The sequence below is a fragment of the Sphingobacterium sp. FBM7-1 genome, from assembly GCF_020687765.1.
Taxonomy (GTDB): domain Bacteria; phylum Bacteroidota; class Bacteroidia; order Sphingobacteriales; family Sphingobacteriaceae; genus Sphingobacterium.
Window position 1 is genome coordinate 986036 of record NZ_JAJEWJ010000001.1, and the last position, 21181, is coordinate 1007216.

General features: G+C 43.6%; 18 protein-coding genes and 1 tRNA gene. 10 read left to right on the forward strand and 9 right to left on the reverse strand.

Annotated features, from left to right (window positions below; genetic code table 11):
- Positions 1 to 6 precede the first annotated feature (6 nt).
- The 3 genes from LKO28_RS04550 to LKO28_RS04560 form a co-directional block, all read right to left on the reverse strand.
- Positions 7 to 1389: a dihydrolipoamide acetyltransferase family protein gene (locus LKO28_RS04550; protein WP_227693505.1), complete on the reverse strand. Its 1383-nt coding sequence runs from the start codon at positions 1387 to 1389 to the stop codon at positions 7 to 9.
- Between the two features lie 100 nt (positions 1390 to 1489).
- Complete coding sequence (locus LKO28_RS04555) at positions 1490 to 2731, reverse strand: competence/damage-inducible protein A (protein WP_227693506.1); 1242 nt, start codon at positions 2729 to 2731, stop codon at positions 1490 to 1492.
- A 541-nt stretch (positions 2732 to 3272) separates the two neighbouring features.
- Positions 3273 to 5990, reverse strand: coding sequence for a putative LPS assembly protein LptD (locus tag LKO28_RS04560; RefSeq protein ID WP_227693507.1), 2718 nt, complete (start codon positions 5988 to 5990; stop codon positions 3273 to 3275).
- 160 nt (positions 5991 to 6150) lie between these two features.
- On the opposite strand from LKO28_RS04560, the gene LKO28_RS04565 reads away from it, so the two are divergent.
- Both LKO28_RS04565 and LKO28_RS04570 read left to right on the forward strand, forming a co-directional pair.
- Positions 6151 to 6984 (forward strand): N-acetylmuramoyl-L-alanine amidase, encoded by an 834-nt coding sequence (locus LKO28_RS04565; RefSeq protein WP_227693508.1) that lies wholly within the window; start codon positions 6151 to 6153, stop codon positions 6982 to 6984.
- 65 nt (positions 6985 to 7049) lie between these two features.
- Positions 7050 to 7997 (forward strand): MlaD family protein, encoded by a 948-nt coding sequence (locus LKO28_RS04570; protein ID WP_227693509.1) that lies wholly within the window; start codon positions 7050 to 7052, stop codon positions 7995 to 7997.
- 3 nt (positions 7998 to 8000) lie between these two features.
- Here the strand turns inward: LKO28_RS04570 and LKO28_RS04575 are convergent, their stop codons facing one another.
- Positions 8001 to 10097, reverse strand: coding sequence for a S9 family peptidase (locus LKO28_RS04575; RefSeq protein WP_227693510.1), 2097 nt, complete (start codon positions 10095 to 10097; stop codon positions 8001 to 8003).
- 168 nt (positions 10098 to 10265) lie between these two features.
- On the opposite strand from LKO28_RS04575, the gene LKO28_RS04580 reads away from it, so the two are divergent.
- The 3 genes from LKO28_RS04580 (at position 10266) to LKO28_RS04590 (ending at position 12385) form a co-directional block, all read left to right on the forward strand.
- Positions 10266 to 10347: transfer RNA gene (locus LKO28_RS04580), tRNA-Leu, on the forward strand.
- 72 nt (positions 10348 to 10419) lie between these two features.
- Positions 10420 to 11763 carry a trigger factor gene (locus LKO28_RS04585; protein ID WP_227693511.1) on the forward strand — a complete coding sequence of 448 codons (1344 nt, stop codon included), beginning with the start codon at positions 10420 to 10422 and terminating at the stop codon, positions 11761 to 11763.
- A gap of 64 nt (positions 11764 to 11827) precedes the next feature.
- On the forward strand, positions 11828 to 12385 hold the full coding sequence (locus tag LKO28_RS04590; RefSeq protein WP_227693512.1) for a GNAT family N-acetyltransferase: 558 nt from the start codon (positions 11828 to 11830) through the stop codon (positions 12383 to 12385).
- A gap of 6 nt (positions 12386 to 12391) precedes the next feature.
- Here LKO28_RS04590 and LKO28_RS04595 read toward each other — a convergent pair whose 3' ends face one another.
- Positions 12392 to 13876 carry a DUF3943 domain-containing protein gene (locus LKO28_RS04595; protein WP_227693513.1) on the reverse strand — a complete coding sequence of 495 codons (1485 nt, stop codon included), beginning with the start codon at positions 13874 to 13876 and terminating at the stop codon, positions 12392 to 12394.
- 82 nt (positions 13877 to 13958) lie between these two features.
- Between LKO28_RS04595 and LKO28_RS04600 the strand changes: the two genes are divergently transcribed.
- Positions 13959 to 14654, forward strand: coding sequence for a hypothetical protein (locus tag LKO28_RS04600; RefSeq protein WP_227693514.1), 696 nt, complete (start codon positions 13959 to 13961; stop codon positions 14652 to 14654).
- Positions 14655 to 14692: 38 nt separating this feature from the next.
- On the opposite strand, the gene cysM is transcribed toward LKO28_RS04600, so the two are convergent.
- Genes cysM through LKO28_RS04620 form a run of 4 tightly spaced genes read right to left on the reverse strand, consistent with a single transcriptional unit; the run spans position 14693 to position 17592 of the window.
- The gene (gene cysM, locus LKO28_RS04605; RefSeq protein WP_227693515.1) at positions 14693 to 15565 is read right to left on the reverse strand and encodes a cysteine synthase CysM; all 873 of its coding nucleotides are present in this window, start codon (positions 15563 to 15565) and stop codon (positions 14693 to 14695) included.
- Positions 15565 to 16374 (reverse strand): serine O-acetyltransferase EpsC, encoded by an 810-nt coding sequence (gene epsC / locus LKO28_RS04610; RefSeq protein ID WP_227693516.1) that lies wholly within the window; start codon positions 16372 to 16374, stop codon positions 15565 to 15567. Before epsC ends, cysM begins: the two co-directional genes overlap by 1 nt.
- Before the next feature lie 59 nt (positions 16375 to 16433).
- Entirely contained in the window at positions 16434 to 16817 is a 384-nt protein-coding gene (locus LKO28_RS04615; protein WP_227693517.1) for a DUF3037 domain-containing protein, read from the reverse strand.
- Entirely contained in the window at positions 16795 to 17592 is a 798-nt protein-coding gene (locus LKO28_RS04620; protein WP_227693518.1) for a HipA family kinase, read from the reverse strand. The genes LKO28_RS04615 and LKO28_RS04620 overlap by 23 nt, the downstream gene beginning before the upstream one ends.
- Positions 17593 to 17936: 344 nt before the next feature.
- Between LKO28_RS04620 and LKO28_RS04625 the strand changes: the two genes are divergently transcribed.
- From LKO28_RS04625 to LKO28_RS04640, 4 genes are read left to right on the forward strand one after another with little or no spacing between them, the layout of a single operon-like run.
- Complete coding sequence (locus LKO28_RS04625) at positions 17937 to 18485, forward strand: DUF1599 domain-containing protein (RefSeq protein WP_227693519.1); 549 nt, start codon at positions 17937 to 17939, stop codon at positions 18483 to 18485.
- A 4-nt stretch (positions 18486 to 18489) separates the two neighbouring features.
- Positions 18490 to 19689 (forward strand): BT_3928 family protein, encoded by a 1200-nt coding sequence (locus LKO28_RS04630; protein ID WP_227693520.1) that lies wholly within the window; start codon positions 18490 to 18492, stop codon positions 19687 to 19689.
- Positions 19689 to 20210, forward strand: coding sequence for a shikimate kinase (locus tag LKO28_RS04635; RefSeq protein ID WP_227693521.1), 522 nt, complete (start codon positions 19689 to 19691; stop codon positions 20208 to 20210). The genes LKO28_RS04630 and LKO28_RS04635 overlap by 1 nt, the downstream gene beginning before the upstream one ends.
- Positions 20194 to 21141 carry a glycerophosphodiester phosphodiesterase family protein gene (locus tag LKO28_RS04640; protein WP_227693522.1) on the forward strand — a complete coding sequence of 316 codons (948 nt, stop codon included), beginning with the start codon at positions 20194 to 20196 and terminating at the stop codon, positions 21139 to 21141. Before LKO28_RS04635 ends, LKO28_RS04640 begins: the two co-directional genes overlap by 17 nt.
- Positions 21142 to 21181 lie beyond the last annotated feature (40 nt).

Sequence of the window (21181 nt, forward strand, 5' to 3'; positions counted from 1 at the left end):
TATAATTTAAATCTCTCGATTTGTATCCCAGTTTTCTAAATAATCGGCCACACGCTTCAAGAACGTTCCGCCTAATGCTCCGTCGATAATTCGATGATCGTAGGACATCGACAAGTACATCATGTGACGAATTGCAATGACATCGCCCTGCTCGGTTTCTAACACGGCTGGCTTTTTCTTAATGGTGCCCACAGCTAAAATAGCCGCTTGGGGTTGGTTGATAATAGGAACCCCCATGATATTACCGAAAGCACCGATATTGGTAAACGTAAATGTACCTCCTTGCGTATCATCTGGTTTTAGCCGGTTCTGCCGACTCCGATTTGCCAGGTCGTTGACCGTTTTACTAAGCCCTACCAAACTTAATTGATCGGCGTTTTTGATGACCGGCACGATGAGGTTACCTGACGGCAATGCGGCGGCCATACCGATATTAATATTTTTCCGTTTGATGATATGATTTCCGTCTACGGAAACGTTAACCATCGGAAAATCACGTAGCGCTTTGCTGATCGCCTCAATGAAAATTGGTGTGAAGGTGATGTTTTCGCCTTCCCGGTTTTTATAGCTATCTTTTATTTTGTTTCTCCAATTCACCAGGTTGGTGACGTCGGCTTCGACAAAAGAGGCCACGTGCGGTGACGTTTTAACGCTGTGAACCATGTGATCCGCTATAATTCTGCGCATACGATCCATCTCCACGATTTCATCACCGGGTGTCGTTATCTTCGGGGCTTCTGCCGCTTGCGAGCTCGACGAAGGGCTTTCCACTTGTTGAACCTGTTCTTTGTCTGGCTGAGACACAGGTTCGCTGGATGCCCTTACGGATTCTTTATCGGTGCGTTTTTCGATATACGCTAAAATATCCTGTTTTGTAACCCTTCCTTCGGCTCCCGTACCGGATATACTATCCAGCTCCGCTTGGCTAAGCCCTTCTTCTTGCGCAATATTCTTGACTAAAGGAGAATAAAAGCGAAGTCCGGAGTGTATAACGGTTTTATCTTGTGGCTCGCGGTTCAAAAGTTCTGTGCCCGGAATACCAACTATAGCATCTTCTGGTGAGGCCGTATCCGTATTGGTTTCCGTTGGGGGGATGGAAGCTTTTTCCTCCGCTTCTTCAGATCCAGAATCCTCTTCCGCTATGTCATTTTCAACTTCGATCCAAGCAATCACGTCGCCCACTTGTGCAACCTGACCCTCTTCAAAAAGGGTTTTGGTAAGCTTCCCCATCACCGGAGAAGGAACGTCGGAATCTACTTTATCGGTCGCTATTTCTACAATCGGATCATCCTCCTCTACCAAATCTCCAATGGCCTTCACCCATTTTGTTATGGTCGCCTCGGAGACACTTTCTCCCATTCTGGGAAGCACCACTTTATATATACCCATATTGATCTAAGTTCGTTGAATGATTTACTAAATTAACATTTAATCTAACAAATCTGATTAAACAAAACATAATATTTTATACGGAGACAAATTTAGAATTTTATTTCAGCATATCCCAAAACATCGTCAATCCGGCTGCTACTGAACGTTCGATATTAATCGCTCTATCGTTTTTAAAGTAGAACGTCTGGGTTCGTGTTTCGGATTTTCCGGCCACGGCGATACATACGGTGCCCACCGGCTTTGTCTCGGTTCCGCCATCCGGACCAGCAATACCGCTTGTAGCAATAGCATAATCCGTTCCAAACACCCGCCGCGCGCCTTCGGCCATTTCGCGAACAGTAGGTTCACTCACGGCACCATACTGGACGAGTGTATCTGATGAAACGCCCAATACATCCATCTTGGCTTGGTTGGAATACACCACGGCAGCCCCTTGAAACATTTGGCTAGCCCCGGGAACGGCTGTAATCTGGGCAGAAATCGTTCCTCCTGTGCAGCTTTCGGCCGTGGCAAGTGTCACACCTGCTGCGCTACACGTATGCACCAAGACTTCCTCGAACGATCGGTTATCTAAGGAAACTACGTGGTCTTTTACACGCTTTACAACCTGATCCTTCAGATCCTCGACGGCACTCGTCAGTGCTTCCAAATCCTCCCCTTCACCGGTAAAACGCAAACGCACCATGCCTATTCTCGGCAGGTAAGCCAATGTAATATGGTCTGGAAAAGTGTCTTCAATGTCCGCAATTTGTTGTGCCAGATGGGATTCACCGATCCCGACCGTCAATAAATAACTATTGTAGATATAGGTATCACTTTTATAGGTATCGCGCAACATAGGCAAGACGCGGTTTTCCATCAAGAACTTCATCTCAAAGGGCACGCCCGGCAAAAAAGCAAAAAATTTACCGTCCCGGCTGACCGCCATACCCGGTGCAGTACCAACATCGTTAAACAGCACCGTGCTATTCGCTAGCACATCGGCTTGCCCCTTATTCATCGCAGGCATCACGCGCCCTGCTTTACGATGGAAAATAGCTTCTACATGCGCCAATACTGCCTCATCGCGTACAAGCGTTGTCCCAAAATAAGCCGCTACAGTCGCTTTGCTTATATCATCTCGCGTTGGCCCCAACCCACCCGTCATAATAACTACATCCGCACGCGCTTCCGCGTGCCGCAACGCCTCCTGTATAGCATCAGACTTATCCGATATAGAAGTGATATGCATGACAGGGATATGCAACTCCCCTAAACGCTTCGCAATCCAAGCCGAATTCGTATCGACCACCTGTCCGTTTAATAACTCATCTCCTATTGTAATAATTTCTGCTTTCATGCTTTTATAATATTAACACGCTATATAGATAATACACCTATACATAATTAATAAGCTATACAAGTAAATACGCTATACAGTTAACACGTTGTACAAATAATACGCTGTACAATAAAACACCATAAATTTAATACGCTATACAGTTAACCCGTTGTACAAATAATACACGATACATAATTAATAAACTATACAAAATGCACAACCCCCTATTAACACCCAAATGTGGCATCCGGATATTTGAGGTATGAAGAAATCCATCCTTAGTACGATCCCTTATCTCAAATATCCGAAGCCACGAGGTTTATGAACCTGTGTTTATTTCGGTGTTCATGAGCTCCCTCCGGTCGGTTTCGGTTCTTTTTCACGGAGAAAAAGAAAAACTACCGATTACTATACAAAATGCACCACCCCCTATTAACACCTAAATGTGGCATCCGGATATTTGAGGTATGAAGAAATCCATCCTTAGTACGATCCCCTATCTCAAATATCCGAAGCCACGAGTTTTTTTGTTTCTTTTTTTAAGGCAAAAAAAGAAAAACTATCGATAACTATAATGACTTTCCCGCTTCGTCAGTTTCAAGTCTTGCAAAATAGACGCTTTGGCTCGAATGGTAATGTTATAACTTTTGTATTGCCCGAATGGCGTCCAGCCGACCGACATATCCCAACAATGCAAATCACGATAGATACTGAATCGGGTCAGGGAAACGGCTTTTTGCCGGAGATCGTAGCCGGTGTTAAACTGTATTTTCCATTTGGGCGTTACGTTTAGGTCTCCGTTTATATTAACCGTAGCGGTAAGATTATTCATCATTCGCCGTTCCGAAGAATTCCAGGACTTATTGTAGTTCATACTGAATGAGCCATTTAGGTTCCAGGGAATATTAAAGTCGACGAAAGCATTTGGATTGGTACTGATACGGGCCAAGGCATCTGCCTGTTCCGCGGTCATGTTGGGCATCTGATTACGAAGCGAGTCGAGGTTATTGTTTCTACTCTTATTGGCATTCGGGTTCAGGCTATAGTCAAAAGACAAACCGAAATTGGTAAGACGCGCTAAGCTTCCATCTTGAATAGCAAACCGATCGATACGCCGCCCTGTTTCTTGGTCGACCATATAAGGATCGAACGTACCGTTAAAGTTTAAGTTTATCTTTTCTTTGAACAAGGATGTACGCCCCGAGAAACTAATGGTTGAAAGTTTCAACGAGTCTGCCATGAAGTTATAGTTTCCGCTAAAGGTCAAACCTTGCAGAATTTTCACTTTCCGAAAGGCCTCATTGCCGGTGGTATCGTTATTGTTTCGGACTTTAGCTTCGATATTATTATCGACCGAGAAACCAATACCCATCGATTTGCCTGCTCCCGGACCTCCAAAGATACCTCCTTCGAAGATGGAATATCGTTCGTTTACGCCGTTATCGTTGACAAAGTCCCGGTAAAACCCGAAACTAGGGTCTGAGAAATCAGGTCGGTAATTGATATTGACGGATGGTGTGACGACATGTCGGATGGCTTCTACTTTCCCCATTTTGGGATACATTCCGTAAATCTTTGTGGAAAGACCGGCAGACATGGAATAGTCGTAAGCACGTTCAAATCCACTCACCGTATCCCGTGTTGCAGAGAAACCATTGACTTCGTTTACGAGGCGCTTGCGTACACTTTGCAGATACCACCGTTCGGTATAGTTAACCGAGGTATTAAACTGAAAATACTTAAATGCGTTTAAACTTAAACTAATGGGGATGCTGTGCTGAAAGCCGTTGGTAAAATCGTTTAGCGCTGCTTTCTTAAAAAGCAAGGAATCTGCGGTAGAAATGGTATTCCGACCTTGCAAGCTGTATCCTACGGTAATCCGCTGGTACCATTTCTGATCCCCTACCCGGTCTTTAGAATCAAAGGGGTTAAACGTAGACACGTTTAAACTGAAAGACGGCAATTCCAGGTTCACTTGCCCAGATGCCATATCTTGCCGATGGCTCATGTTGGCGGTAAAATTCACCTTCCCGTCTGCAAATACTTTTCCATAGGCGATCGAAGAAGACATATTGTTCCGGGTTAAATCTTCGATCGAGTTTTGTTGGTTAAAGCCCGTATTTCGGAAATAAGAGCTGGTACCAAAGTTGACCGAAGCGGAGAACGAAGTTCCCGGATTGGCTTCTTGTCGTTGGCTATGGTTCCAGGTTACGTTAAAATCTCGGTTCACGCCGTAATTTTCGGTTCCTTCCACGCCCGAGGGGGTGGACGCATAGCGGATGTTAAAACCACCGCTGAACTTGTAATTCACTAAATAATTTGTACGGATACTCGCTTCCCATGCGCCTTTGGAATATAAACTCCCTCTGATTTCCGAATCCCAGTAATCGTTAAATGCTAAGTACCATCCCATATCGCGGATCGAAAAGCCGCGGGTAGCATCCTCTCCAAAAGACGGGAACAAGAGGCCGGAAGATCGCTTATTATTCTTGGGAAAAAAACCAAAAGGAACGGCAACAAACTTGATCGGAATATTTTCTACGACGAGATACGCGGGGCCAACAATAATATGATTTTTCGCCAAAAGCCCTTTCGTAAATTGGATACCAAAGTGTGTGTGGGGGAAAGGTAGGTTACAGGTACTATACATGCCCGTCTGCAGCGAGAGCTCATCGTACAGGTTTTTACGAACCACCCGTGCTTGTATATAGGCGCCGTCTTCTTCGGTCATAATGCCGAAGGTATTCCCCTCGCGCGTTTTGTAGTCATACACCAAGGAGTCGACCGATTTGGGGCTTTCCCCAGGAAATATAACCACCGGACGACCGATGTACTTCCCGTTGTGATCGGATACCCCGCTTGCAAACAATTGGTTGGTATTCCTGTCTAGCCGGATGTAATCGGCTGCAAGTTCAAAATCTTGATATTTAACTTTCGCCCCGTTATATAAGTGAAGGATATTCTTACTGACCTCATTCCAGGAGGAATCGTTTGCCACAATGGTCACCATCGTTTCTAACCCGCTGTCATCTTCCATCATGACGGTATCCTGCCCTTGTGTTTCTTTTAAATGATTTCGGGTCGTGTCCGACAAATTGGTTAAACTATCGAGGCCGGCAGTATCGGGCAGATTTTTAATACTGTCTGCAACAATTAATGTGGTATCTTTTGCGTTTAATGAAGTAGCTTTTGAAGACGGATCGACCTGTGCATTGGAAGCCGAAATGGCCACAAACAGGGTTAATAGGCTACAGAAAAAACAAGTTAACGTCTTCAATGTGAATTATGAATGCTATTTTTGTGTGTATTTAAAACTACCTGTCGGCAAAAATAGGCAAAAAAGATTTAGAAAGCACGACAGACAAACGTTAATAAAAAATAATTTCAAGTACTTTTGTACGATATTTTAAACGAAAATATATAAGGATATAATACACATGATCAGAAATTTAAATGTAAAAAAGCTGACCGTATTTGTTGCTACGATTTTTACGTTAACATTCACTACCTCTTCTGTTACACCAAACGCTTCTTCCGAACCGGCTATACCGCTGAAACCGACAGCCGTCAGTCAACCCGTCCGCACCATCGTATTGGATCCCGGACATGGTGGAAAAGATGCCGGCGCGCGGGGTTTGCGGGCAAATGAAAAGGATATTGTTCTCGAAGTTGCCTTAAAATTGGGCAAAAAAATAGAAAAAGAACTGCCTGGGGTAAGGGTGATCTATACGCGAAAAACCGATGTATTTATACCTTTATATGAACGTCCGGCGGTAGCCAACAAAAACAAAGCGGATCTTTTTATCTCGATCCACTGTAATGCAGCAGCTACGCGCCGCTCTCCTGCTAGAGGGACCGAAACGTTGGTTTGTGGATATAGTAGATTGGGGCAACAGGACGCGGCTATCCGGGAGAATGCTTCCATTTTATTAGAGGATAATTACGAAGAAAACTATGGGGGCTTTGACCCGAAAGATCCCTCCAGTATGATTGTTTTCCAGTTGATGAAAAACCAGTACCGTAGAGAGAGTATTAAGTTAGCTTCGCTTATGCAGGATAAGTTTTCGACCTCTCGACGCCCCGACCGCGGTGTAAAGGAGCAGTCTCTGGCTGTACTTTCCACGGCTGGAATGCCGGCGGTATTAACGGAGCTGGGTTTCATGAGCAACTCGACGGAAGAAAACTACATGCTTTCTACGGCTGGGCAAAACGAAATCATCCAGAACTTATTTGACGCAATAAAAACGTACAAAACCGCAGCGGAACGATAAACATTTGTTAAATTCGTTTGTTGTTAAACGTACAATGGTTTTATTTTATCCTAGCTAGACATATTTTGAAGATTTCAAACGAAACGAAAGTCGGTATCATCACCGTGGTTGCACTTGCCCTATTGTTTATAGGCTATAACTTCTTAAAAGGAAACGATGTTTTTTCCAGTGAACATGAGTTTTACACGGATTATGATAATGTGGATGGCTTAACCATATCGAAACCTGTTGTTGTCAACGGTTACCAAATTGGCCGTGTTTCGGGCATGCAGCTTTTACCAAATGGCAAAATCCGTACGCACTTCAAAATTAAAAATGAATTCGACATACCTTCCAATACGGTTGCACGAATTGTAAGCGCTGACTTATTGGGAAGCAAAGCTATTGTGTTCGAATTGGGAAATAGCACCACCTTAGCCAAAAGCGGCGACCCGCTTCTGTCCGATGTACAGGCAAATTTATTGGAAAAGGTAGAGCCGTTACAAGCGAAAGTCGAGAATCTCGTGGTTAAACTGGACTCCGTCTTGTCGGCGGTAAATACGGCACTGGATAAAGAATTTCAGCGTGATTTTAAAAGCAGTTTACACAGCATTTCTGTTTCGCTAAAGAATATAGAGACGATTACGAATGATGTCGAAGGGCTGATGGGATCGGAAAAGATCCGGATGTCCAGGATTATGCAGAATCTGGAATCCATTACCAATAACTTCCACCGGAATAATGGCAAAATCAATAATATTCTAACGAATCTCGATAGTTTATCGGATGACTTGGCTAAAACGGAAATCAAAGCGACCATCGATAATGCTACGCAAGTAATGAAAAATGTAGAAGTCATTACGACGAGAATTAACAATGGTGAAGGTTCAATTGGCTTATTGCTAAACGACGATAAACTTTATCACAACCTCAACAATGCATCCGAAAGCCTCGACAATTTAATTAAAGATGTAGAGGAGCGCCCGGGAAGGTATATACGCCTCAGTATTTTCGGAAAAAAAGATACGCCATAAATATTATAGCGTCTCTTTTAACCAGCCGAAAAACTCACGCTGCCACACGAATGCGTTGTGACCGGACAACACCCAATGATTTTCTTCGGGAAGATAAACCAGCCGGCTTTTGATATTTTTCAATTGGGCGGCTTGGAAGGCGGCTAAACCCTGCCCTATCGGCACGCGATAATCTTTCCCACCTTGAAAAATCAGGATAGGCACATTCCATTTATCGACGTGGGTAATGGGATTAAAATCGGTGTAGGTTTTTACATTATTTTTATCCCAATAGGGGCCGCCTAAATCGTGATTTGCAAAAAACAATTCTTCGGTGGTCCCGTACCAAGAAGTCATATCAAACAATCCGCAGTGCGAAATAAAGGATTTGAACCGACCTTCATGGACACCGGCCAACATAAACACGGAATAGCCTCCATAACTCGCACCTATAGCACCGATCCGCTCCTGATCGACATAAGGCTCGGTAGCGAAATCATCAATGGCAGACAGATAATCCCGGATGGGCTGACCGCCCCAGTCTTTCGATATGTCTTCGTTCCACTTGACGCCCCAACCCGGCATCCCCCTTCGGTTGGGTAGAATAACGATATAGCCTTGGGATGCCATCAACTGGAAATTCCAACGATACGAATACGCTTGGGTAGTAGGTGATTGTGGTCCGCCTTGACAAAACAACAGGGTGGGATATTTTTTGGCGGGGTCAAAGTTAGGTGGGTAGATCACCCAGGAAAACAAATCGGCACCATCTGATGCTTTGGTAAATCGTCCTGCTACTTTTGTTTCTGCTAAACGATTATAATGATTATCGTTTACGCCGGTAATCGCGGTTAGCGTTTTCTTTTTCAAGTCATACCGGTAGATTTCGGTGGCACGTGTTAGGGTGGTAGAGGTGACAATTAAGTTTCCATCGACCTCCCCTACTATGCCCGTTATGTCAAACTGTCCTTCACTGATCTGCGTTATACGAGGCAGGGTATTTCCGGCAATAGCTTGCTTCCATTCCACTTCAAATAACTGTACGGTACCACGAACGGGAGCCGTAAAATATATTTTTCTTCCGTCTTTACTCCATCGATAGCTGCTTACCGTACCATCCCAATGGGCAGTTAAATTTTTGCGTTGTGTTGTTTTTTTGTCGAATAGTACAATGTCATTCTTATCCGCCTCGTAACCATCGCTACGCATACTTAACCAGGCTAACTGCCGACCGCTCGGACTATATGCAGGGTTGGTATCATACCCGGCCATACCTTCGGTGATGTTCGTCGTTGTTTTACTGCGCAGATCGTATCGATATATATCGGTATTTGTACTGGAAGCATATGCCTTGCCGAAGCGCTTCTTACAGACGTAAAGCACAGCCTTACTATCAGGCGTCCAGACAAAATCTTCTGCTCCTCCGAAAGGTGCCTGCGGACTATAAAATGGTTCACCTTCCAAAAGATCGATCGGCGTTCCAATTTTCCCATCATCATAAGTAGCGATAAAGGGATGGTTAAAACGCCCGTCGTTAAAGGTATCCCAATGTCGGTAGTCTAAGTCATCATATATATACACATCTGATTTGGGCAGGTCGCTATATTTATCGGTGCTGTGGTACGGATGAATGAGCACTGTCCGGCTAAAAAGGATGTGTTTGCTATCTGGGGATAGTTTAACATTTTCTAAACCACCTGCTATGTCGGTCAATTGTTTTGCTTCGCCACCCGCTAAGGGTTGTGACCATAACTGGCCCTGGTATACATATATAACCTCCCCCTGTTCGGTGATCTGTACAACCGACTCTCCGCCTTCTTTTTGCGTAAGCTGGATCGGTTTACCTCCTTGGCTCGGCATGACAAAGAGATTTTTTTCCGATTTGTTCTCCTTAAACGTGTAATTGGAAATGCCGTAAACTAACCAACGTCCATCGGGCGACAGGCCTTCTGCAGATACACGCCCCAATTCCCATAAGGTTTCGGGGGTCATTATTTCTTTTTTCAAATGATATACTTTATTTGTTGTCACCGGTCTCTTTACCCGCATATTGGACTGCTCTTGTCCGAAGGACAGGGTACTGGTCAATATAGCACAGGCTAAAATTGCTCTTTTATCCATAGGATTTGCTCATTTATTGCCGCAAGATAGGAAATGTAACATCCATTTAAAAACGGAACATGAAGGGTATTAGCACTCCTAGAAGTTTTTGAAAAATAAATTAAAAAAATACTTGCAGAATTACATTCCCGTCACTATCTTTGTGCCACAATAAAAGTCCTAATAACTGCGGAAGTGGCGTAATTGGTAGCCGCACCAGACTTAGGATCTGGCGCCGCAAGGCGTGGGGGTTCGAGTCCCTTCTTCCGCACTTGATGTCCTCCCGAACTTAATAAACTCGGGAGGATTTTTTTTGTAAAATGCGTAAAAGCGAAACGAGAGTATGAATATTTCACATCAAACAGTTGACGACGTCAATGCGACCATCAAGGTTGAACTAGCACCCGAGGATTATAACCCTACGGTAGATAAAGCTATCAAAGAACAGGCTAAAAAAGCAAAATTGCCCGGTTTCCGGCCAGGTATGGTTCCTCCGGGACATATTAGACGCACGTATGGAAAATCCATTTTATTCGACGAGATCAATAAACTGGTTAACGATAAAATTTCCGAATATATCGGTGAAAATAAACTGGAAGTATTAGGCCAGCCTCTTCCGCTTGAAAGCGATGCTGACGCACAATATAACTGGGATTTTAACGATACATTCTCTTTTACATACGAGATCGGAATCGCTCCAGCATTCGAAACACCTTTTTCGGCAGAAACGCCTTTTACGGTTTACGACATTAAAGCGGATGACGAAACTTTAGCGGAACGGGTGAAAAATCTTCGTCGCAGCTATGGTAAAATGACTAATCCAGAAGTTTCCGAGGATGGTGATGTGCTCTATGCGACGCTAAAACAAAGCAAAGAGGAAGGTATCGAAAAAACAACTTCGGTACGTACAGATATCATCGAGGATGCGAAAATCAAAAAGTCTTTAATAGGTCTGAAAGCTGATGATGTTGCTAAAATCGATGTTAAAAAAGCCTTTAAAGTAGCTGATCTTGCACGGATCCTTGGTGTTACGGAAGATGAAGCTGCAAATTTAGATGTTACAAAATTTGAGTTGACGGTGAAGAATATCAACCGTTTGGAAGAAGCTGACCTCAACCAAGAGTTTTTCGACAAGTTATTCCCTGCGGGTGAGGTAACGACGACTGAAGCGTTTGAAGCTAAGGTGAAAGAAGAAGTCGAAAATCTTTTTAAACAAAACGCTGACCAGAAGTTACGTAACGACATGTATACGTATGGTATGGAGAAAGTGGAAGTGAATTTCCCGGAGACGTTTTTGAAAAAATGGTTGAAAGCTACTAATCCTAATATTTCTGACGAAGAGCTGGAAGAAGGCTTTGCGGACTTTGTGAGCAACTTAAAATGGACAATCATTGAAAACCGCATCGTTACTGCAAATGAATTGGAAGTTAAATACGACGAAGTGATTAACCTAGCAAAAGAACGTATCTATGCGCAAATTAAGATGTACAACGTCAATGATGAGCCTACAGATGAGCAGCTGGGACAATATGCTTTGCAATTATTGCAGGACCGCGAGCAAGCAAACCGTCTTTTTGAAGAAGCGAAGGCCCTTAAGGTATTCAGTCATCTAAAAGAAAACGTAACGCTAAACGCACAAGAAATTTCCTATGTGGATTTCGAAAAATTGGATAAAGACAACAAGTAACGTTTTTAAACAAGGATAAACAAAAGGCTGCCTTTTATAGGGCAGCCTTTGCTATTTTTAAAAAATGATAAAGATTAGAAAGGCCTTCCCAGCTGATGCTGCTGCTATTGCGCCGCTTATGTTGTCGGCAATGGAGGAAATAATATTTTATTTTATGGGCGAACGTGACCGACAAAAAGCGATTGCTTTGCTGACTTACCTGATCAGCCAGCCCGAGAATCAATATAGCTACGAGCATATTATCGTCGCTGAAGAAGATGAAAAAATCATCGGTCAGATCTGTCTTTATCCGGGAGACGCCTTGGAACAGTTGCGCGCTCCGGTTCGTGCCTATTTGCGGAAACATTTCAACAGAGCCCCCGCTTTAGGGGAAGAAACACATGCAGAGGAAACGTATATTGATACGCTTGCCGTAGATCCGGCAGCACAAGGGAGAGGTATCGGTAAAATTTTATTGCTGTATGTGATCGACCTTTTCGTGCACCGTTATGGCGAGGTGTTAGGTCTATTGGTAGAAAAAGATAATGACAGGGCGAAAACCCTGTATTTAAATATAGGATTCAAACCTACAGGCACGGTTCATTTATTTGACAAAACGTTCGAGCACTTACACTATTCGTAAGTAGGTTTAGAAGCGTACGTTATAGCCTATGGATAAGCGGCCGAAAGGAAAACTGCGATTAAAATCGGGATATTGTTCTTCTTTAAAATGCCCCTCCAATGCAAAATAACCTGAGCTGACGTTTAAGGAGAAGTTCCGATAGAGGCGCAGATTAGCTTCTACTGTTCCGGCGTGTAAGATATAATAGGAGTCGTTACCGCTAATGGTAAAAAATATCCCCCCGTTATAATCGCCTGTAATAAGTAAGCGGTTCAGCAAACTTAGCTCGGCCCGATAGTTATATCCTGCTCCCGAGCCGTAATTATAATTACGGCTAGCACCATATAGGAGGTAAGGATCGGGTACTCCTGCAAGGAGTATGGCTCCTACCCCCACACTCATGTTTAAGCGATTTTTCTTTTTATAACGAAATTCTGAATTCCAATTATAGCGCAAACTCTGGGCTCCGTAAAAAAAGGCATCATTATTATAAAAATCGTAATTGGCGCTCCATATCCCATGATGACTGCCGCGCTTAGTGGTAAAGAATTTATGGCCGTACAGAAGGGCATGTACATTAACGGCGTTAATAAAGGTGCTATCCCCTTTTCCAAATTCCAGATTGACATAAAACTGGTCGAACGGACGCTTTATATTGTCGGGGCCATTACTGTACCAAAGTCGAAGACGACCATAGGAACCATTTTTTCCTTTTTCAAGAATATCTCCTTCTTGGGCGTCGAATCGTCGTATACCTATATTTACTTCTGCCCAGATACTAGAGGAGTCAACTGCATTATAGGCATCCACTTTTCCCCATTTACCATCGAGGAGACGGTTTAGACCGTTTACGGGGTTAACAAAAAATGCACCTATCTCGTTGGAAACACGTGTACGCGCATGCCGGCTTCCTCTTCCGAGGATATTGCGGGCGATCCGGTGGGTCATTTCTCCCAATATTATTCCGCCATAGGTCGTATTGACGAGGTCATTGATCGAGGGGGCCTGTGTTTCGCCACCGGTTTCCCAAAGGTAGCTCCCAGCGAATGTGGCTAAACTGGACTGATAGAAATTATAACCGTTACTTCGGAATGCATTAAAATATAGCTGGCCGTGATAAGGATGGTCCAAATGGTTTGTCGTAAATTGATTATCGTCCCAATCCCATGCAGAAAGCCGCTGATGGTTAATGAAATTTTTAAAACTGATATAGGAATAGGGGTCTTTGGTTATAAACCGGTTAAATGTGGCCGGAATAATATTGGCAATAAGCCACTCTGAACCTGCTCGTAGAAACTTTTTTTCGCGCTCCGGTTCTTGTGTAGTGCGGGCAAAACGTGGCAGTGGGCCGGTACGTTCGCACTCCCCCCACCGGGCTTGTCTACTCGTGTCTATCAACTGTATATTCGTATCAATCTCATGCAGGGTACCAAAATGTTGTGCCGTACTAGGAAGACTATATAGGGCGAAAAACAGCAATAAAAAAAGGTAGCGACGTGATCTTGTTTTCATAATAGACTTACAAAGGTATCATTTGTGCGCACAAGTTTCCGGCTAATTTGCTATTTTTATAGTGCACCAACATAAAGAAATCATGAAAAAAGCTATTTTATCGTTTATTTTAATGTTCACCGCTACGTTTTTAATGGCACAAAAAACTCCTGATTTAACGGGCGTGTATTCGACCAAAAATGGAGACACACAGGTTATCTGGATGTTTATTGATGGCTATTCTTCACAGACTATTTATCAGCGTAATGCTTATATATCGACCTTTGGTGGACCTTATACCTACCAGGACGGAAAATTAAATATTCAGGTAGAATATAATGACGCGGATGTGGACATGGTAGGACAAACAAAAAGCTTTGCGTTGACGGTAGACGTGGATGGACTGCGGGAACAATCTGGACAATCATGGAAAAAAGAAGTGGGTAAACCGCAAGATCTGGATGGCTTATGGCGGATAACCGGACGGAAACAGGGCGACGATATCGTACAGATACATCAGAGCGGCACGCGTAAAACCATTAAACTCTTAGTGGATGGGTATTTTCAATGGATGGCTATAGATCCGGGTGCTAAGACTTTCTCGGGTACAGGTGGCGGACGTTATACGTTTGCGGAGGGTAAATATACCGAGCACATTCTGTTTTTCTCCAGGGATAATGCCCGCGTCGGTGCAGACCTTACTTTTGACGGCGCGCTGAAAGACGGGGAATGGCATCATAGCGGATTAAGCTCCAAAGGTGATCCGATTTATGAAATTTGGAGTAGAGATCGTAAATAAGGCAACATGGACCAGATGAGATCTGGTCCATGTTGCTTTTATCCAAATAAGTCGGAACTTAAATAGCGGTCACCGCGATCACAAGCAATAAATACAAGGACACCTTCTTCTAACTCACTCGCCACTTTTAAAGCGGCGTGAAAAGCTCCGCCCGTGCTCATTCCAACAAAAACGCCCTCTTTTTGAGCGAGCTGCCGCGTACGTTGGACAGCGTCCGACTCGGCGACATCGATTACACGGTCTACGCGTGTGGCATCAAATATTTTGGGCAGATAGGCTGCTGGCCAGCGACGTATTCCTGGTATGGAAGATCCCTCTGTGGGTTGACAGCCAACAATTTGAACGCCGGGGTTTTTCTCTTTAAAAAACATGGAACACCCCATAATCGTCCCTGTTGTACCCATTGCACTTACAAAGTGTGTGATTTTTCCTTCGGTATCGCGCCAGATCTCCGGTCCGGTTGATTTTATATGGGCTTGATAATTGTCGGGATTGGCAAATTGGTTTAAAATGAAATAATCGCCTGTAGCGGCTTTTTCTTCGGCGTAATCGCGACAAACCTCCATATTTTCTAATAGGGTCACTTTCGCTCCGTAAGCTTCCATGGTCAATGTGCGCTCTCGGGTAGACGATGAAGGCATAACGAGTTCTAGCTCCAATCCGTATACACTAGCTATCATTGCCAAAGCAATGCCCGTGTTACCAGAAGTGGCTTCTATCAGTTTCGAGCTTTTTGTAATTTCTCCTCGCTCTAGGGCAGAACGGATCATGTTTAAAGCGGCTCGATCCTTTACAGAGCCGGCGGGATTATTACCTTCCAGTTTCACAAAAATCTTAACCTTAGGGTTATCGTGAAACGAGGTCAGTTCCACAAGAGGTGTATTGCCAATGGCATCTATCAGTGTTCCCATTATACGACAGGTTTTGAATCAATAAATTTTGAATTTGGCTGATGGTAAACGGTGGTGTAGGGTGCTACGCTAGCAGTGAGCCAGACGTTTCCACCGATAATGGAGTGATGGCCGATAATGGTCTGTCCGCCTAAGATGGTGGCTCCTGCGTAGATGATGACATGATCTTCTATAATCGGATGCCGCTGGGTATCTACCATATTTTTTTCTACGCTCAGCGCGCCCAATGTGACGCCTTGATAGAGCTTAACATGATCCCCGATAATACAAGTCTCTCCTATGACCAAGCCGGTTCCATGATCGATGTATAGGTATCGGCCTATTTGTGCGCCTGGATGAATGTCGATACCGGTTTTCGAATGAGCGTGTTCGGTTAAGATCCGCGGAATAAGCGGCACGTCTGATTTCCATAATTGATGGGCCAAGCGGTACACGCATATCGCGGTGAAGCCGGGATAGGTGCGTATAACCTCTCGTAAACTCCGCGCAGCGGGGTCTCCGTCCATAATAGCTTGCGCATCGGTAAGCATAACCTCGTAAATCGCTGGCAGTTCTTCCAAAAAATGACGGGCGATCCGCTGGTTATCGCATTGCGAGCAGGCTTTGGTTTTCATTAACAACTCCAACAGTTCTGCTTCTGCTTCTTCAAAAGCTTTACGCACATCGTCTGCATTCTGAAAATGGGATGATTGCCGTTCAGGAAACAGCAGATGGAGTACATGCATCGCCCAATCTGCAATGCGGGCATTGCTCGGCATATCCTGCACCTCTAATTGTTTTTGATATATATGTCGATAAAATTCTTCCATGCTGTAAATAGGGTTCGTATGTTGTCAAATTTACGATTCCTCTAAAAAAAAGAGGGTTTCTATAGTACTAATTTTTCAAATAGTTCTTGATGGGTTTCCTCTGCGGAAACACATAATCCCGGATGAACTACTGAACATTGGATAATGGTGCTCCGTTTTGCGGTGAGCCACCGAAAGCGTTCGGGTTGTTCTAAAGTAGCGAGCTTTCCGCCTGCTTTATCGCCTACACAGATGTTCCGAAAAGAGTCTAGGTGTTTTGTAATGAGCTGTATATCAACATCAGGATCCAGCATTCTACATTTATCCACATCGACATGGATCTTTACTTGTGCGTAGCGTTGTTTCCGACAATAAAGTGCCACGCCGACATTGATAAACTCATCGCGTTCGACACGAGGGACTACGCGTACGATAGCATACTCATACAATGTTCTCTCGCTCATGCTGAATCTGTTTTATAAAGTTTTCCGAATTAGCTAATCTTCCCTGCAAAAAAGATACATAGACTTGCCGCGCGTCGTCCGCACTGAGCTGCCCATGCTCGTCTACTAACCATTCGTCGGGGACAACCTGCAAGATGTTCCACAAATTCTCTTCGGTAAAAAGTGTGCGGTACTGTGCATCTACCGCTGCTACTTGAGACGCCCACCGAAGCAGCACGTGATCCTTTATCTGTATAAACGGCTTGGCGAGTTGTTCTTCCCAGTTATCCCAAGCATGATGAAAGTAAAGTGATGCACCGTGGTCAATCAACCAGAGTTCTTTATGCCATATCAGCATATTGGTGTTCCGCACGGTGCGGTCTACGTTCATCAGTAGGGCATCCAGCCAGACAATCTTAGAAGCTTCTGCTTCGTCTATCTCGTCTGCATTCGGATCAAACGTGATCGCGCCATTTAAAAAATGTACACCCAGATTTTTTCCAACCGAGAAGCGCAGTAGATCTTGTATTTCTTCGTCTGGTTCCATACGTGCAAAGGATTCGTCCAAATCGGCGAATACCATTTCGGGCATACGCAGCCCTAGGAAACGACTGAGTTCGCCTCCGATAAGCTCGGCAACCAGTGCTTTTCTACCTTGTCCGGCCCCGCGAAATTTGATAACGTAGCTGAATCCATCGTCGGCGTCGACCAAGGCGGGCAACGATCCTCCTTCTCGAAAGGGTTGGATGTAACGTGTGATACGTACATCTCTTATTTCTGGTTTAAATATCTTCATGGGACTACGCTCGTATAAATTTCATCTTTCTTTTTGATTTACTCTCAAAGAACGGCATTATTTTTTCATCCGTATGTAATTATTTATGACTGTAAGATTTCCATGGAATAAATGAGCTCGTTATACTCGGTTATTTTTAAAGGTGATAAAACTATCAGATTTATCGTTTAGTTCTGCTAAACAAGTATTCCTGCGTTCGGAAGCTCGATTTAGTCATCATGCCAACGTGCCTGGGATAAATCGTGATGGTTTTGTTTATGGTAACTTGTGAAAGTTTGCATCCTACCCTTTTAAACATATTCTAATTATATTTGTAAAACGAGCAACAGAAAAGACGAGCAACAATGACGGATACGACAACCGAGTATAATAATGTTATAAAACTTTGTAAGGATTTATTTCTAAAAAAAACTAAAGATTATGGGACCGCCTGGCGGATTATGCGTCCGGCTTCCATAACGGATCAAATTTATATTAAAGCCCAGCGTATAAGAACATTGGAGGTGAAAAAAGTCTCTAAAGTCGGTGAAGATATCTTAGGGGAATATATTGGTATTGTTAACTATTGCGTGATTGCCATGATGCAATTGGAGCTTCCCGCCGATGCGGAGGAAAACTTGCCTTATGAGGCGGTCGATAAGCAATACACCGAAAAAGTAGATGAAACGCGCGATTTGATGTTGGCTAAAAATCACGATTATGGTGAGGCGTGGCGTGAAATGCGGATCTCTTCGCTGACAGATCTTATCCTGATGAAAATTCACCGGGTAAAACAAATCGAAGATAATAATGGGCAAACACTAGTCTCGGAAGGGTTGCATGCAAACTACCAAGATATGCTGAACTATGCTGTTTTTGCACTTATAAAATTAGGACTTGCCGAACATAAGTAGACTCATGGAAACGAATTTTAATCCCACACGAAAAACGAAAACTGGCGCTATTGATATAGTACTCGGATTTAGTCGATTATTTGTCGGTTTACTTTTTATATTTTCGGGTCTTATTAAAGCAAATGACCCGACAGGCTTTGGCTATAAACTGGATGAATATTTTCTGGTTTTAGGTTTGGACTTTTTTAGTGATTATAGTACTTGGATCGCTGTTCTTATTTGTGGTGTTGAAATTAGCCTTGGGATATTTTTGCTACTCGGATTTTATAAAAACAAAGTTGCCTGGGGGTTATTACTTTTAACAGTATTCTTTCTCTTTCTGACATTTTACTCTGCTTTTTTTGAGGTGGTCAGTTCCTGTGGCTGTTTTGGCGATGCTATTCCGTTAACGCCTTGGGAATCGTTTATTAAGGACGTTATTCTCCTGATCTTTGTTTCGATCATTTTTACATACCGGGCGCGTATAAAGCCCTTGGTTTCCAATTCGAGTGCGAGCGGCTTAATTAGTGCCCTGGTGGTTCTTATATCTTTCGGCATTGGTATCTATACCGTTTACTTTCTTCCTTTTATAGATTTTCTTCCGTATAAAGAAGGAAACAATATCCCCGAATTACGTGTAATGCCTGAGGGGAAGGAAGGCGACCGTTATGCGTATACGTACGAAATCAGACATAAGCAAACTCAGGAGATCAAAAAGGTGACGGATGAGGAATATATGGCGGGAATTTGGGAAGATGATAATTGGGAGATTATTGGTGAACCAACTTCGCAACTCATTGAGAAAGGGTATCAAATTCCTATTCCTGATTTGGTTATTTCCGACATGGAAGGAAGTGACGTAACAGAAGAGATCATAACTAATCCTTATTACAACTTCGTGGTGGTGAGCACCTATATCGATAAACTGTCGTTGACAGACATCATTGCTTTAGACCGTATTAACACCTCCATCCGGGATCTAGCAACGGATTACAATCTGCGGGCTTTATTATTAACGGCTAGCCCGCCACAAGTGGTTAGGGATCTTCATGATGAAATGGATTTGGTACTGGAAACGTTTTATGTAGATGCCGTTCCGCTTAAAAGTATGGTTCGTTCTAACCCCGGCGTACTTTTATTACGTAATGGCACCGTCATTAAAAAATGGTCAAAAATTACATTTCCATCAAAAGAAGATTTAGAAGATAATTTTTTAGGAAAATAATGAATAAGCCTATATTTTTAATTGGCTTTATGGGTAGTGGGAAAACTACACTAGGCAAGAAATTGGCAAACCATATGAATTGGAAGTTTGTTGATTTGGATCACTTGATTGTAACGCGTATAGGTATGTCGATACCTGAATATTTTACGCAATATGGTGAGCAGAAATTTCGTGAATTGGAAAGCCAGGTACTTAAAGAGCAACAGGATGAACGCTCGGTTATCTCTACGGGAGGCGGCAGCCCCTGCTTCTTTGATAACATGCAATGGATGCTGGAAAACGGTATTGCTGTTTATTTGCATCTTACGCCTAAGGCGTTGCATAATCGATTACAGCAGTCTGATATTGCTTCTCGTCCGGCGCTCCGCGGCTTACGCGATGAGGCACTCCTAGCATTTATCGAGGAAAAACTACGTGAACGAGACCCTTTTTATAAACAGGCACATATTCATATTGATCAACTAAATGCTTCTTTAGAGACAGTTCGTCAATCCATCGAAACCTATGCAAAAAACAAATAGTCCTTATTTACTTGTTCTATGCTTATTGTTTTTTTGTAGCTGTTTCAGCAACAATTCAACAAATACAGTTCGGTTTGGGAATGGGCAAACGACGTTTAACTTTTCAGGGGTTGAGGATCTCTACCGTTTCCTCACTTATTCTGAACACCGGGTTCCGCTGGTCAGCGCGCACCGTGGTGGGCCAGACGTTAATTATCCGGAGAATGCGTTGGAAACTTTTCAACGGGTAGCCTTCAAAATGCCAGCTATCATCGAATGTGATATTGCTCTTACACAGGACTCTGCATTGGTTTTAATGCATGATGAGACTTTAGACCGGACGACCACCGGAAAGGGAAGGGTGAATCGGCATACTTTAGCAGCGTTGAAAGAGCTACGCCTGTTAGATGTTACGGGAACTGCGACGAATTACCGGATCCCAACGCTGGAAGAAGCCTTACAATGGGGCATAGGAAAAGTTATTTTCACGTTAGATGTAAAAAGAAATGTTCCCTATCAGTTGGTTGTTGATGCGGTTCGAAAAACAAAAGCGGAAGCTTATACGATCATCATTACCTACAGTGCTGATCAAGCTGCGATAGTTCATAACCTCGCTCCTGAATTGATGATATCTGCCTCCATTAAGCGTGTGGAAGATTTGATACGTTTGAATGATCGGGATATTCCAGATACGCGTCTTGTCGCTTTTGTTGGTACTTCTCAAGCGGATCAGGCATTGACCGACCTGCTGCATCAACACGGAATTCTGTGTATTTTAGGTACCATGGGAAATTTGGACCGCCAAGCGCAGCAAAACGGGGAGCACCTTTATGCGGAATACATTGAACACGGTGCAGATATTCTGAGCACCGATCGTCCGCTAGAGGTCGCGAAAACCCTAGATTATTATATTCGACAGCGGGGGCTTTCTTCTCCTTTTATTGATTACTGAATTTATTAAATCGCTTCAAACAATTACGCTTGCGGAACGT